Origin of the sequence: Microbacterium sp. H37-C3 (assembly GCF_027157935.1) — a bacterium.
Lineage (GTDB): Bacteria > Actinomycetota > Actinomycetes > Actinomycetales > Microbacteriaceae > Microbacterium > Microbacterium plantarum.
This window is the reverse complement of record NZ_JAPVLR010000001.1, coordinates 953,907-966,644: the sequence shown is the minus strand read 5'-3', so window position 1 is coordinate 966,644 and position 12,738 is coordinate 953,907. Positions and strand designations below refer to the sequence as shown.

Here is a 12,738-nt window from a genome sequence, read left to right as displayed (position 1 = left end):
TCGGCGGGGCAGGGCAGGAGAGGGCGGGACTCGGGGTCAGGGGCGCCAGCGGTACTCGGCCTCGGGCCGGCCGGGGGCCCCGTAGCGCTGGGTCCGTTCGGCGCGGCCGGCGTCGGCGAGGTGCTCGAGGTATCGTCGCGCCGCGACGCGCGACATCCCGAGCGCCTCCGCAGCCTCGCGGGCGGACAGGGCTCCGGCCTCGCGGAGCCGATTCGACACGCGCTCGAACGTCTCGGGAGAGAGCCCCTTCGGTATGGGCGCCGTGACCGGGCGCAGCGCGCCGAGCATCGCGTCGATCTCCGCCTGGGTCGCCGCGCCCGTGGTCTCGCTCGCGCGCTCGCGGTAGCGCGCGTACTGCGACATCCGTTCCTGGAAGTCGGCGAAGGTGAAGGGCTTCACGAGATATTGCACCGCGCCGAGGCCGACGACCTGGCGCACCACGTCGGCATCCCGCACCGAGGTGATCGCGATGACGTCGACATCCCGGGCTCGCGCGCGCACATGGCGCAGGACGTCGAGTCCCGATCCGTCGGGCATCGTCATGTCCAGCAGCACGAGGTCGATCTCGTCCGTGGCCGAGCTGTCGAGGAGGGCTCGCAGGGCGGCACGTGCGCCGCTGCACTCAGCGACGACCCGGAATCCGTCCAGCCGCTCGATGTAGTGGCGGTGGAGGTCGAGGGTGAGGGCTTCGTCGTCGACCAGCAGCACGCCGATCATGTTTCCCTCCTCGGCAGGATGACGCGGAACGTCGTCGGGTCGTGATCGAGGGTGAGGCTACCGCCGGCGTCGTCGACGATCGCTGCGACGAGGGCGAGACCGACACCACGTCCTTCGGCGCCGGCGGGTTTCGTGGAGAAGCCGTGCTCGAAGATCCGGCGCCGGAGCTCGGGAGGGACGCCGGTTCCCGAGTCCGACACGGCGATCTCGAGCTCGTCCTCCTCGGTGCGCGTCATCCTGATCTCCACCCAGCGCGGTTCGGGCCCGCCGGCGGCGGCGTCGAGCGCATTGTCGATGAGATTACCGACGACCGAGACGGCGTCGACCGGCGAGAGCACCGAGCGAGGCGCGTCGGGTTCGATGCGGGAGCGCCACCGGATGCCGCGTTCCTTGGCCTGCGAGGCCTTGCCGAGCAGCAGCGCCCCGACGGTCGGGTCGCCCTCGCGGCGGGCCGCGACCTCGTCGACCAGCACCTGACTCTGCCGCGAGGTCTCGGCGAGGATCTCGATCGCCTCGGGGGTGCGACCCAGCTCCAGCAGGGCGATGGCGGTGTGCATGCGGTTGCCGTGCTCGTGGGTCTGCGCCCGCAGGGCTTCGCCGAGAGTGCGGAGCGACTCGAACGACGAGACGGCGTCGCGGACGGCGCCGGCGGGCAGGTCTCCGGTGACCTGCCGCGTCGCCCGACGCGCGACGACGGCTCCGACGAGACCAGCCGCCAGGAGCGCGGCCGCGATGCCGACGACGACGAGGATGCGGGGCCCCAGAGTCGCCGCGATACTGCCGATGGTCACGCCGACAGAGACCCACCCGACGACGGCGCCGCCGCTCTCCACGGGCACGATGGTGCGGATCGAGGGGCCGAGGGTGCCCGTGAACTCCTCCGTCAACGCGCGTGACGTGGTGGGGATCGAACCCAGGTAGCGCTCGCCGATCCGCTCGGCGTCGCGATGCGTGATCCGGATGCCGCTCGGGTCCATGATCGTGACGAAGTCGACGCGGGCATCGACGATCACCTGTTCGACCTGGGGCTGCAGCTCCGCGGATGCGAGGTCGCGGTCGCCGGCGGCGAGGAGGTCGGTGACCTGCGCCGAGTCGGCGACGGTCTGCGCGACGGCCTGGGTGACGCGCTCGGCCTCGGACCGCGCGGACCGCTGCCCGTCGGCGATGAGGATGCCGGCGATCGCCAGGGTGAGGAGCGCCACGGCCACCGCGACCGCGACGAACACAAGCGAAGCGGCGCTGCGGGTGCGCGTTGTCATGCCGCTCTCGCTCTCGTCGTCGTCGGGTGCTGCCACGTCGCAGGCCGTGACCAATACGACCATAAATCGGCGTCCGCGCGGAACAGCCGGACGCTGAGAGCGCACCGACAGAGACGTCGGCATCGGACAACGACTGTTCAGCTGGAGGAGACCATGGCTCTCACATCATCTTTCCGCCTGCCGGGGTATAACGCCCGGAAAGGCAAGCAGGCCTGGGACAAGCACACGTGGCTCTACGTCTCGGTCATCCTGGCGGTCGTGCTGGGCGCGGTCGTCGGCCTCGTATGGCCTTCCTTCGCCGTCGGTCTCGAGCCGCTCGGCAAGGGCTTCGTCAACCTCATCAAGATGATGATCGCGCCGATCATCTTCTGCACGATCGTCGTGGGGGTCGGCTCGATCGCGAAGGCCGCGACGGTCGGGCGCATCGGCGGCCTCGCGCTGCTCTACTTCATGGTGATGTCGACCTTCGCCTTGGCGATCGGACTCATCGTGGGCAACATCATCCACCCGGGTGAGGGGCTCAACATGCAGAGCGCGGTCTACGACGCCGGGGCGGCGGCCGAGGCGAAGTCGACGACCGACTTCCTGCTCGGCATCATCCCGACCACGTTCTTCTCGGCGTTCACCGGTGAGAGCGTGCTCCAGGTGCTGTTCATCGCGCTGCTGGTCGGCTTCGCGCTGCAGGGACTCGGCGAGAAGGGCGCCCCGATCATGAGCGCCGTGAAGAACCTGCAGACGCTGGTCTTCCGCATCCTCGGCATGATCCTGTGGCTTGCTCCGATCGGCGCCTTCGGTGCGATCGCCGCGGTGGTCGGCAAGACCGGTGTCGCCGCCATCGTGAGCCTCGGTGTGCTGATGATCGCGTTCTACATCACGTGCATCGTCTTCATCGTCGCGGTGCTCGGCACGCTGCTCTACGCCGTGGCGCGGATCAACATCTTCAGCCTGATGAAGTACCTCGCCCGCGAGTACCTGCTGATCGTCGGCACCTCGTCGAGCGAGTCCGCGCTGCCCCGCCTGATCGCCAAGATGGAGCACGTCGGCGTCTCGAAGCCGGTCGTGGGTATCACGGTCCCCACGGGATACTCGTTCAACCTCGACGGGACGGCCATCTACCTCACGATGGCGTCGCTGTTCATCGCCGCCGGGATGGGCGCTCCGATGTCGATCCCCGAGCAGATCGGACTGCTGGTCTTCATGATCATCGCCTCGAAGGGCGCGGCCGGAGTCACCGGCGCCGGCCTCGCGACCCTCGCCGGCGGTCTGCAGGCGTACCGGCCCGACCTCGTCAACGGCGTCGGCGTGATCGTCGGCATCGACCGGTTCATGTCGGAGGGTCGGGCGCTGACCAACTTCACCGGGAACGCGGTCGCGACGATCCTCATCGGAACCTGGACGCGCGAGTTCGACCGCGACCAGGCCCGCGCTGTGCTCAGCGGCGAGCGCCCCTTCGACGAGGCGATGCTCACCGGTCACGGTCACGACGGGATGTCGAACGACACCGGCGCCGTCAACACGCAGGGCCTCGGTGACGCCGCCCTCGAGGAGGCCGCGGCGAAGGAGGAGCGCGCTCGCCTCCGCCGCGAGGCCGCGACGCGCTGACGGTTCCCGATCTCCGGTGGCCGCGGATCCGAGAAATCGGATGCCGCGGCCACCGGCATTCTCGGCGGGAGGGCGAACCGGCGGGAACGATCTGAGTCGACTGATCAGAATGGCGGAGGCCCGGCCGATCCTGGTCCGGAGCGCGATTCTCCGCTCGGCCGCCGAGCGGGGGCGCGCGTCGAGTCCGAATGCCCGTCGCCGCGGCCGGTTGGCGCGGTAGGACCGGGTGGTTCGGTGATGGCGAAGGCGACCAGTGGTGGTGGTGCGTCTTCGCGGTAGACCCGTCCGGTCGGTGAGGTCCACACCAGTCGCCCACCGGGGAGTTGTCTCACCTGCCATCGGGTGTGGTGTTTGACGTCGTGGTGTCTCTTGCAGAGATGGGCGAGGTTGCCCGCCTGCGTGGGCCCACCTACTGACACAGCGATGGTGTGGTCGAGTTCGCAGCGGATGGCGGGTTGCCGGCATCCGGGGAACCGACAGCGCCGGTCCCGGGCCCGCAGCAGCCTGACCATGGCGGCGGTGGGGCGGTAGCTGTCGCACTCCAGGACGGTCCCGGTGACGGGGTGGGTCAGCAGCCGGTCCCACGAGGTCGCGTTGCCGGCGAGTTCTCGCGCGGTGGCCGCGTCGATGGGGGAGCGCCCCGCCAGATCGGCAGGCCCGTCGTCCGCCCCCATCAGAGTGAGGGCGGACACCGCGACCTGCACGTGTGCGCGGATCTTGCCGAGGGTTCCGTCGCCGTCGCCGTCACCGGTCGCGGTGGGGTCGAGGGCGGGTGCACCGGCGAGGAGGAGGTCGCTGAACACGTCGGCGCGGACCTGATCGATGGTGCGCGCGTCGACGAACGTCGACCCGTCGCAAACGGTCGTGATGGCGTCGGTTATGCCGCCGCTCGCGTCGGCTCGAGCGTCGTCGGGTGTGGCGCCGGCACCGGCGACGTCCGCCTGGGCCCGCGCATTGATGACCTCCCGCGCCTGCCGGGTGAGCCGGTCCACGATCCCGTCCGCGATCACGGTCGGCAGCGTCGCGATCAGGTCCGACATCCCGTCCGCTCCGGCCTGCACCCGCACGCACCGTCCCGCCGCGGCCTCCTCATGCCGTTCGGTGAACGTCCGCGGGTGAATCCGCTCCGCCAGCATCCGCAGCGCCTCGCGCACCCGGTTCGGCGTCTCACGCTCGCACTTCCCGACCGCGACGCGTTCGAACTCCGCCCGCTCCTCCACGGGCACGAGGCACCCGACTTCCTGGATCACCCTCACGTGCCCGCGGACGATGCGCCCGGCTTCCCAGGCCGCCATCGTCACCGGGTAGTTCTCAACCAGGTCCCGCGCTTCGTCGATCCGCCGCTGCAAAGTGCGGTCGGTCGTGACGAACACTCCGGCAAGCTCCGCGGCGATGCCCCGCAACGCCATCTCGCGCGCCTTGACCTTCTCCGACGCACCAGCGGCCTGCTTCTCGGCCAGCAGCCCAGCCGCCGCGAGCACCCGAACCTCACGAATCTGCACGGCTCGCGCGGCATCCGAAACGCCCTCGGCATCCGCAACCAGAACGGCAAGCGCATCGACGTCTGCGTCACCGCCCATCCCGCAGCCTGCCCGGCTACCGATCCCATCATTCGAATACATGTTCGAATCGTGTCACGAGCCTCCGACATCGCCCCACCACTCTCCACACCCCCCGAAGCGCCCGAGAAATACAGGCGGGGCCCGGACGCGTCAGCATCCGAGCCCCGTTCGCGGGCGGCCGTTCGGCGTCACCCGCTCTTGCGGCGGAACTCCCGCTTCGTCATGGCACCGTGCGACGCGTGCACCGACGAATCGCCGTTGAGGTGTGCCTCTCCGGTGCGGTGCTGGGCGTTCTTCTTCTCGAGCGCCTCGCGGAACTTGCGCTTCACATCGTCGGATGCCGCGCCCGCGGGCTTGTCTGCTTCGCTCATGAGGCCACGATACGCAGGCGAGGGTCTCGCTGGTAGGCTGGGGCAGGTTGCCGTCCGGCACCCGCTCAATTCAACACTGAGCTCATGGAGCGGATCCGGCAGGAAGCTGGTCCCCTGTGGTGGGTTCCCATCCCGATCGAATGCCGATCGCGGAGATGGTGATCTTCGACTGGTGACCAGCGCGGGCGGTTCTCGCGGTTTCGTCCGCGCGCCCATATCTGCCCCGCTCCTTCGCACGATCTCGTGCGCGAAACGCGCGTGCGAGTCTAAACAAAGAAGGAGGGACCTCTTGGAAGGTCCAGAAATCACCGCAGCCGAAGCCGTCCTCGACAACGGCCGCTTCGGCACCCGCACCGTCCGGTTCGAGACCGGACGCCTGGCACAGCAGGCGCAGGGCGCCGTTGCCGCCTACCTCGACGAGGAGACGATGCTCCTCTCGGCCACCAGCGCCGGCAAGCACCCGCGCGAAGGCTTCGACTTCTTCCCGCTCACCGTCGACGTCGAAGAGCGCTCGTACGCCGCAGGCAAGATCCCCGGCTCGTTCTTCCGCCGCGAGGGACGCCCCTCGACCGAGGCGATCCTGGTCTGCCGTCTGATCGACCGTCCGCTGCGCCCCTCGTTCGTCGACGGCCTGCGCAACGAGGTCCAGATCGTCATCACGGTCCTCTCGATCGCACCCGGCGAGTACTACGACGCCCTCGCGATCAACGCGGCATCCGCTTCGACGCAGATCTCGGGCCTGCCGTTCTCCGGCCCGATCGCCGGTGTTCGCCTGGCGCTCGTTCCCGGTCACGGTGAGCACGAGGACCAGTGGGTCGTCTTCCCGAACCAGAAGGTCGTCGAAGAGGCTGTCTTCGACCTCACGGTCGCCGGCCGGGTCCTTCCCGACGGCGAAGTGGCCATCATGATGGTCGAGGCCGAGGCGACCGAGGGCAGCTGGAACCTCATCAAGGGCGGCGCCGTCAAGCCGAGCGAAGAGGTCGTCGCACAGGGCCTCGAGGCCGCGAAGCCCTTCATCAAGCAGCTCGTCGAGGCGCAGGCTTCGATGGCGGCATCCGCGTCGCGTGAGCCGGGCGTCTACCCCGTCTTCCCGCCGTACGCCCCCGAGGTCTACGACTTCGTCGCCGAGCGCGCCTACGGCGAGCTGACGAGCGTCTACCAGATCGCCGACAAGCAGGAGCGCCAGAACGCCGACGACGCGATCAAGGACCGCGTCAAGGGCGAGGTCGCCGCTGCCGTCGAGGCCGAGCAGCTCCCGGCGTCCGCGCTCGCGGAGTTCTCCGCCGCGTACAAGTCGGTCACCAAGAAGATCGTCCGCGGCCGCATCCTCAGCGAGGGCGTCCGCATCGACGGTCGCGGCCTGGCCGACATCCGTCCGCTCGACGCCGAGGTGCAGGTCATCCCGCGCGTCCACGGCTCGGCGATCTTCCAGCGCGGTGAGACCCAGATCCTGGGCGTCACCACGCTGAACATGCTGAAGATGGAGCAGCAGATCGACTCGCTGTCGCCCACGACGAGCAAGCGCTACCTGCACCACTACAACTTCCCGCCCTACTCGACCGGTGAGACCGGCCGCGTCGGCAGCCCGAAGCGTCGCGAGATCGGGCACGGCTTCCTCGCCGAGCGCGCGCTCGTGCCGGTGCTGCCCAGCCGCGAGGAGTTCCCGTACGCGATCCGTCAGGTCTCCGAGGCCCTCGGGTCGAACGGCTCGACCTCGATGGGCTCGGTGTGCGCCTCGACCCTCTCGCTGCTGAACGCCGGTGTGCCCCTGCGCGCGCCGGTCGCCGGTATCGCGATGGGCCTCGTCTCCGACCAGGTCGACGGTGAGACCCGCTACGCGGCGCTGACCGACATCCTCGGCGCCGAGGACGCGCTCGGCGACATGGACTTCAAGGTCGCCGGCACGAGCGAGTTCGTCACGGCCATCCAGCTCGACACGAAGCTCGACGGCATCCCGTCGTCGGTGCTCTCGGCCGCGCTGACCCAGGCCAAGGAGGCTCGTCTGACGATCCTCGGCGTCCTCAACGCCGCGATCGACAGCCCCGACGAGATGGCACCGACCGCTCCGCGCGTCATCAGCGTCCAGATCCCGGTCGACAAGATCGGTGAGCTGATCGGCCCCAAGGGCAAGACGATCAACTCGATCCAGGACGAGACCGGCGCCGACATCTCGATCGAGGAGGACGGCACCGTCTACATCGGCGCGACCGACGGCCCCTCGGCCGAGGCCGCTCGTGCCCGCGTGAACGCGATCGCCAACCCCACCAACCCCGAGGTCGGCGAGCAGTTCCTGGGCACCGTGGTGAAGATCGCGACGTTCGGCGCGTTCATCTCGCTCCTGCCCGGCAAGGACGGACTGCTGCACGTCAGCGAGGTCCGCAAGCTCGCCGGCGGCAAGCGCGTGGAGAACGTCGAGGACGTCCTGGGCGTCGGCCAGAAGATCCTCGTGCGCATCACGAAGATCGACGACCGCGGCAAGCTCTCCCTCGAGCCGGTTCTCGAAGAGACCGCTGACCAGGACGGCTCCGCCGCTGCGAGCGAGGGCCCCGAGGCTCCCGCCGAAGGCTGAATCTCCTGATCACCCGGATGCCCGTCCCCGTCTCGGGGGCGGGCATCCGTCGTTCTCGAAGCGCGCCGTGATGAAACAGTTATCTGGAATTCACGGCCCGTTCGCGACAATACGCGCCGTCCGGTGCGAGGTGTCCTACTCTCGAAGTGCGCGCCGAGGAGCCGCGCCCCGCGATTCCTCGGTGTCGACGGAGGTGTGTGATGTCGGGGGACCGGGTGGCTCAGGTCGCAGCCGCTGGTGCGCCCGCCGCGGCCGTGCATCCCTCCAGCCCGATCCCGGTACACGGCAAGCCCGTGGGCGCCGACATCCGCGTCGACCTGGCCGAGACCGGCAAGCGGATCTTCCCCCTCATCCTCGGCGGCTCCGAGTTCGGTTGGACCATCGATCTCGCAGCGAGCCACGCCGTCCTCGACGCGTACGTGCAGCGCGGCGGCAACGCCCTGCACACCTCCGACGGCTACGCCTCGGGTCGCAGCGAGCACATCATCGGCCGCTGGCTCTCCAGCCGGGGAAACCGCGACGACATCGTCGTCACGGTGCGGGTCGGGGGCAACCCCGACAATCCCGGGCTCGGCTCGGTGAATCTCGTGCGGTCGGTGGAGGCGTCGCTCGGCCGGCTGGGCATCGATCGCATCGATCTGCTGTACCTGGATGCCGCGACCGACGGCGTCACGGCGCTCGAAGACACTCTCGCGACGGCGGAATGGCTTGTCGAGAGCGGGAAGGTCGGAGCGCTGGGAGCGGCCGGATACACCGCGATGCAGCTCGTCGAGGCCCGCATCCTGTCCTCCGCGGGGTACCCGCGTTTCGCCGCACTGGATGTTCCCTACAACCTGCTGCACCGGTCGGAGTTCGACGGCGACCTGCGTCTCATCGCCGGCGCCCAGGGCCTCGCGGTGACGCCCTCGCAGGCTCTCGAGCACGGCTACCTCACCGGGAGCCATCGCGATCGTTCCGGTCTGTCGTCATCCGTGCGCGGCTCGCAGCTCGCCGCATGGATGAACCGTCGCGGCGCCCGGACGCTGAAGGCGCTCGACCGCATCTCGGAGGAGCTGTCGGTCTCGACGGCGGCGATCGCGGTCTCCTGGCTCCTCGCGCAGCGCGTCGTCACGGCGCCGATCGTCAATGCGAGCCGGCCCGCGCACGTCGACCAGCTCGTGCAGGGCGTCGGCGCCCGGCTCGGTCGCTCGCACCTCGCGGAGATCGCGCGCGCCGTGGAGTGAGCCGATCTGTGACCCCGCGGAGCTCTTGTCGGAGGGGTGACGTAGGGTGGATGGCGCCCTGTTCATCGTTTCGAATCGAGCTTCTGTGACGCAGTATCTCTACCTCGTGCGCCACGGAGAGCATCAGGACGCCGAGCACGGTCTCGAAGACGGCCCGCTCTCGCCGCGTGGACGCCGTCAAGCCGAACTGCTGGCCGATCGCATCTCCGGCGTGCCCCTCGACGCCGTCTGGCACTCGCCGCTCGAGCGCGCCCAAGAGACGGCGCGCGCCGTCGCCAAGCGCCTGCCGGCCCTGGCTCCGCAGGCGTCGTCCCTGCTGTTCGACTGCGTCCCGACCGGTATGACGCCCGATACGCCCGCCGCCTACGAGCCCTTCTTCGGGTCGTACACCGAGGCCGAGACCGAGGCGGGCGCAGCGCAGATGGCGGATGCGGTGGGGGAGTTCCTCGCACGCAAGCCCGACGCTCACGAACTGCTGATCACCCATAACTTCGTCATCGCCTGGTTCGTGCGCGAGGTGCTGCAGGCACCCGACTGGCGGTGGTTGACGATCAACCAGGCTCACTGCGGGCTGACCGTGCTCGCGCAGCGCCCCGGCCGCCCCTGGACGATGGTCTCGCACAACGACCTCTCGCACCTCCCTGTCGAGCTGCGCACCGGCCTTCCCGACATCCTTCCCGTCTGAGCCGATGGCCGAGGCACCCGCCGAAGAGCCCCGTAACCCCGCGCGGCTTCAGCCGCATGATCCCGCGTGGGCCGTCGAGGCGCGGGCGATCCTCGATCGCGTCCACAACGCTCTCGTCGGGCTGCCGGGAGTCGACGCCGCCCGCTTCGACCACATCGGGTCGACCGCGGTACCGGGACTCGACGCCAGGCCGATCCTCGATCTCCAGGTCAGCATCCTTCCCCTGCCGGCCGAGGACGAGCTCAGCGCGCGACTGGGACCTGTGGGCTTCCGTCGCGAGTGGGGATCCCGGCCCGATTCGCCCGGTGTCAGCCGCGACATCCCGCGTGGTACTGAGGATGTTCCTCATGAGGTCTGGGAGAAGCGGCTGTTCGTCGCGCGCGGCGCCGACGTGATCCTGCACGTGCGCCGCTTCGATTCGCCATGGGCGCGCGAGACGGTGCGATTCCGTGACGCCCTCTGTTCCGACCCCGGGCTCCGCGCCCGCTACCAGGACCTCAAGCGCCGACTGTCGGCCGCGAACGCGGGCAAGGCCGATTACGACGACTACACCCGAGCCAAGACGGCGTTCTTCAGCGACATGCACGGCTGATCCGCGGCGCGAGCCCGGCTCCTGCCGATTGGACGCGGCGCGCACCGAACCGGAGAATCGATCGGTGCTCGATGGTCCTCTGCTCGCCGACTGGCTTCCCGTCTCCGTCTCCGCGCTGATCTTCCTCATCGTCGCGGCCGGGGTGGCCGGCTGGGTCGACGCGGTCGTCGGCGGGGGAGGGCTGATCCAGCTCCCCGCCCTCGTCATCGGCGTGCCCAAGGATGTCGCGACGCCCTTCATCCTCGGGACGAACAAGCTGTCGTCCTTCGCGGGCACGCTCTCGGCCAGCTGGGTCTATCTGCGACGCATCCGCGTGCAACTGGTCCTCCTCGTGCCGCTTGTGGCCGGCGCATTCGGGGGATCGGCCGTGGGGGCCGCGCTGTCGCGCTACGTCCCGCGGGAATTGCTGACGCCGATCGTGCTGGTCGCGGTCGTGGCGGTCGCGATCTACACGCTGCTCAAGCCCAAAATGGGCTTGAAACACGAGCCGCGCCACGAGTCGCGTGCGGCGATCGTGTGGCGCTCGGCGCTCATCGGAATCGTCGTCGGCTTCTACGACGGTATCCTCGGTCCCGGCACCGGTTCGTTCTTCGTCATCCTGCTCGTCGCCGTGCTCGGATACGGCTTCCTCCAGGCGAGCGTCAACGCCAAGATCGCCAACCTCACCACGAATCTCGCAGCGCTCCTCGTCTACGGGGTGCACGGCGAGATCCTCCTGCTGCTCGCCGTCGTCATGGCGGCGGCGAACATGACGGGCGGGTTCATCGGCGCTCGCATGGCGACGAAGAACGGCAGTGGGTTCGTGCGGATCGTGTTCCTCGTCGTGCTGTCGATCCTCGTCGTGAAGCTCGCTTGGGACACGTTCATGCAGTTCGCGCCCGCGTAGGCTGGTGGTCATGACCACGCGCGTGGCCCTCGTGGGCGGCACCGGAAAGCTCGGCGGCATCATCCGAGACGTCATCGAGGCGTCGGAGGGCTTCGAGATCTCGGCGGTCCTGACGAGCCGCAGCAGCCTCGACGAGCTCGACGGCGCCGACCTCGTCGTCGACGCCTCGACCCCGGCCGTGTCGACGGATGTCGTGCGTGCAGCCATCGAGCGCGGCCTCAATGTGCTCGTCGGCACGTCGGGCTGGTCGCAGGAGCGGATCGCGCAGATCCGCCCCGCTGCGGATGCCGCGGGCATCGGAATCGTCTTCATCCCCAACTTCTCGCTCGGCTCGGTCGTCGGCAGCGCCCTCGCCGCTGCAGCCGCCTCGCTCTTCCCCTCGATCGAGATCATCGAGGCGCACCGCGACACCAAGGTCGACTCTCCGAGCGGTACCGCAGTCCGCACGGCGGAGCTCATCGCCGCTGCCCGCACCGGCGTCGGTCCGGTCGAGTCGCCCCACGCGGACCAGCGCGCCCGCGGACAGAAGGTCGCCAGCGTCCCGATCCATTCGCTGCGCCGGCCCGGCGTCATCGCCCGCCAGGAGACGATCCTCTCCGGCCCGGGCGAGGCCTTATCGATCGTGCACGACACGATCGAGCCCGCGCGAGCCTATGAGCCCGGCATCCGAATCGCGCTCGACGCCGCCAGAGACGCGCGGGGCATCACCGTCGGGCTCGACACCTTCATCGACATCGGGATCCGGCCGCCCGCCGCGACGAACGAGAACGCGCCGACCGACGAGGGCGACGTGCCGGGTCAGGTCGCGCGAGCCACCGGAGCATGAGCGCCCGCATCCTGGCGTTGATCATGGCGGCGCTGCTCGCCATCTACATCGTCTTCGTCGCGCAACGCGCCGTGCTGCTCGTCATGTCCGGCGAGCCCGTGGGCATCGCGATGGGCGTCGCGCTGATCGTCCTTCCGGTCATCGCCGCATGGGCGCTATGGCGCGAGCTGGCGTTCGGCGCGAGCGCGTCGCGGCTCGGCAAGCGGCTCGAGCAGGAGGCGGCGCTTCCCGTGGAGACCATCGATCTCGCTCCGGCCGGCCGGCCGGACCGCGCCGAGGCCGACGCCCTCTTCCCGCGCTACCGAGAAGCGGTCGAGCAGGCGCCCGAGGACTGGCGAGCGTGGTTCCGGCTGGGCCTCGCCTACGACGGCGCCGGCGACCGCCGGCGCGCACGACAGGCGGTCCGTACGGCGATCGCCCTCGAGCGAGCGGAGCGGAACGCCTGA

The 12,738-nt window shown here is 69.6% G+C and carries 12 protein-coding genes; 8 read left to right on the top strand and 4 right to left on the bottom strand.

Annotated features, from left to right (window positions below):
• Positions 1-36 precede the first annotated feature (36 nt).
• Positions 37-717: a response regulator gene (locus O1W71_RS04815; RefSeq protein ID WP_269266700.1), complete on the bottom strand. Its 681-nt coding sequence runs from the start codon at positions 715-717 to the stop codon at positions 37-39.
• Positions 714-2,012 (bottom strand): sensor histidine kinase, encoded by a 1,299-nt coding sequence (locus O1W71_RS04810; RefSeq protein WP_331282642.1) that lies wholly within the window; start codon positions 2,010-2,012, stop codon positions 714-716. The genes O1W71_RS04815 and O1W71_RS04810 overlap by 4 nt, the downstream gene beginning before the upstream one ends.
• Before the next feature lie 117 nt (positions 2,013-2,129).
• Here O1W71_RS04810 and O1W71_RS04805 point away from each other — a divergent pair, with 117 nt between their 5' ends.
• The gene (locus tag O1W71_RS04805) at positions 2,130-3,578 is read left to right on the top strand and encodes a cation:dicarboxylate symporter family transporter (RefSeq protein WP_112613717.1); all 1,449 of its coding nucleotides are present in this window, start codon (positions 2,130-2,132) and stop codon (positions 3,576-3,578) included.
• Between the two features lie 104 nt (positions 3,579-3,682).
• Here the strand turns inward: O1W71_RS04805 and O1W71_RS04800 are convergent, their stop codons facing one another.
• The gene (locus tag O1W71_RS04800; RefSeq protein WP_269266698.1) at positions 3,683-5,158 is read right to left on the bottom strand and encodes an HNH endonuclease signature motif containing protein; all 1,476 of its coding nucleotides are present in this window, start codon (positions 5,156-5,158) and stop codon (positions 3,683-3,685) included.
• Positions 5,159-5,328: 170 nt separating this feature from the next.
• Positions 5,329-5,511: a DUF5302 domain-containing protein gene (locus tag O1W71_RS04795; RefSeq protein WP_269266696.1), complete on the bottom strand. Its 183-nt coding sequence runs from the start codon at positions 5,509-5,511 to the stop codon at positions 5,329-5,331.
• Positions 5,512-5,800: 289 nt separating this feature from the next.
• Between O1W71_RS04795 and O1W71_RS04790 the strand changes: the two genes are divergently transcribed.
• The 7 genes from O1W71_RS04790 to O1W71_RS04760 all read left to right on the top strand — a co-directional run bounded on the left by O1W71_RS04790 (position 5,801) and on the right by O1W71_RS04760 (position 12,738).
• Positions 5,801-8,080: a polyribonucleotide nucleotidyltransferase gene (locus tag O1W71_RS04790; protein WP_112613723.1), complete on the top strand. Its 2,280-nt coding sequence runs from the start codon at positions 5,801-5,803 to the stop codon at positions 8,078-8,080.
• A 200-nt stretch (positions 8,081-8,280) separates the two neighbouring features.
• Positions 8,281-9,303: an aldo/keto reductase gene (locus tag O1W71_RS04785; protein WP_112613725.1), complete on the top strand. Its 1,023-nt coding sequence runs from the start codon at positions 8,281-8,283 to the stop codon at positions 9,301-9,303.
• An 85-nt stretch (positions 9,304-9,388) separates the two neighbouring features.
• A complete protein-coding gene (locus O1W71_RS04780; protein ID WP_112613727.1) occupies positions 9,389-9,988 on the top strand; it encodes a histidine phosphatase family protein in 600 nt (199 codons plus the stop codon).
• A gap of 4 nt (positions 9,989-9,992) precedes the next feature.
• Positions 9,993-10,580: a GrpB family protein gene (locus O1W71_RS04775; protein WP_269266695.1), complete on the top strand. Its 588-nt coding sequence runs from the start codon at positions 9,993-9,995 to the stop codon at positions 10,578-10,580.
• 64 nt (positions 10,581-10,644) lie between these two features.
• Positions 10,645-11,466, top strand: coding sequence for a sulfite exporter TauE/SafE family protein (locus O1W71_RS04770; RefSeq protein ID WP_269266694.1), 822 nt, complete (start codon positions 10,645-10,647; stop codon positions 11,464-11,466).
• A 10-nt stretch (positions 11,467-11,476) separates the two neighbouring features.
• Positions 11,477-12,292 (top strand): 4-hydroxy-tetrahydrodipicolinate reductase, encoded by an 816-nt coding sequence (gene dapB / locus O1W71_RS04765; protein ID WP_269266692.1) that lies wholly within the window; start codon positions 11,477-11,479, stop codon positions 12,290-12,292.
• Positions 12,289-12,738, top strand: a complete 450-nt coding sequence (locus tag O1W71_RS04760) for a tetratricopeptide repeat protein (RefSeq protein WP_269266690.1) — start codon at positions 12,289-12,291, stop codon at positions 12,736-12,738. Before dapB ends, O1W71_RS04760 begins: the two co-directional genes overlap by 4 nt.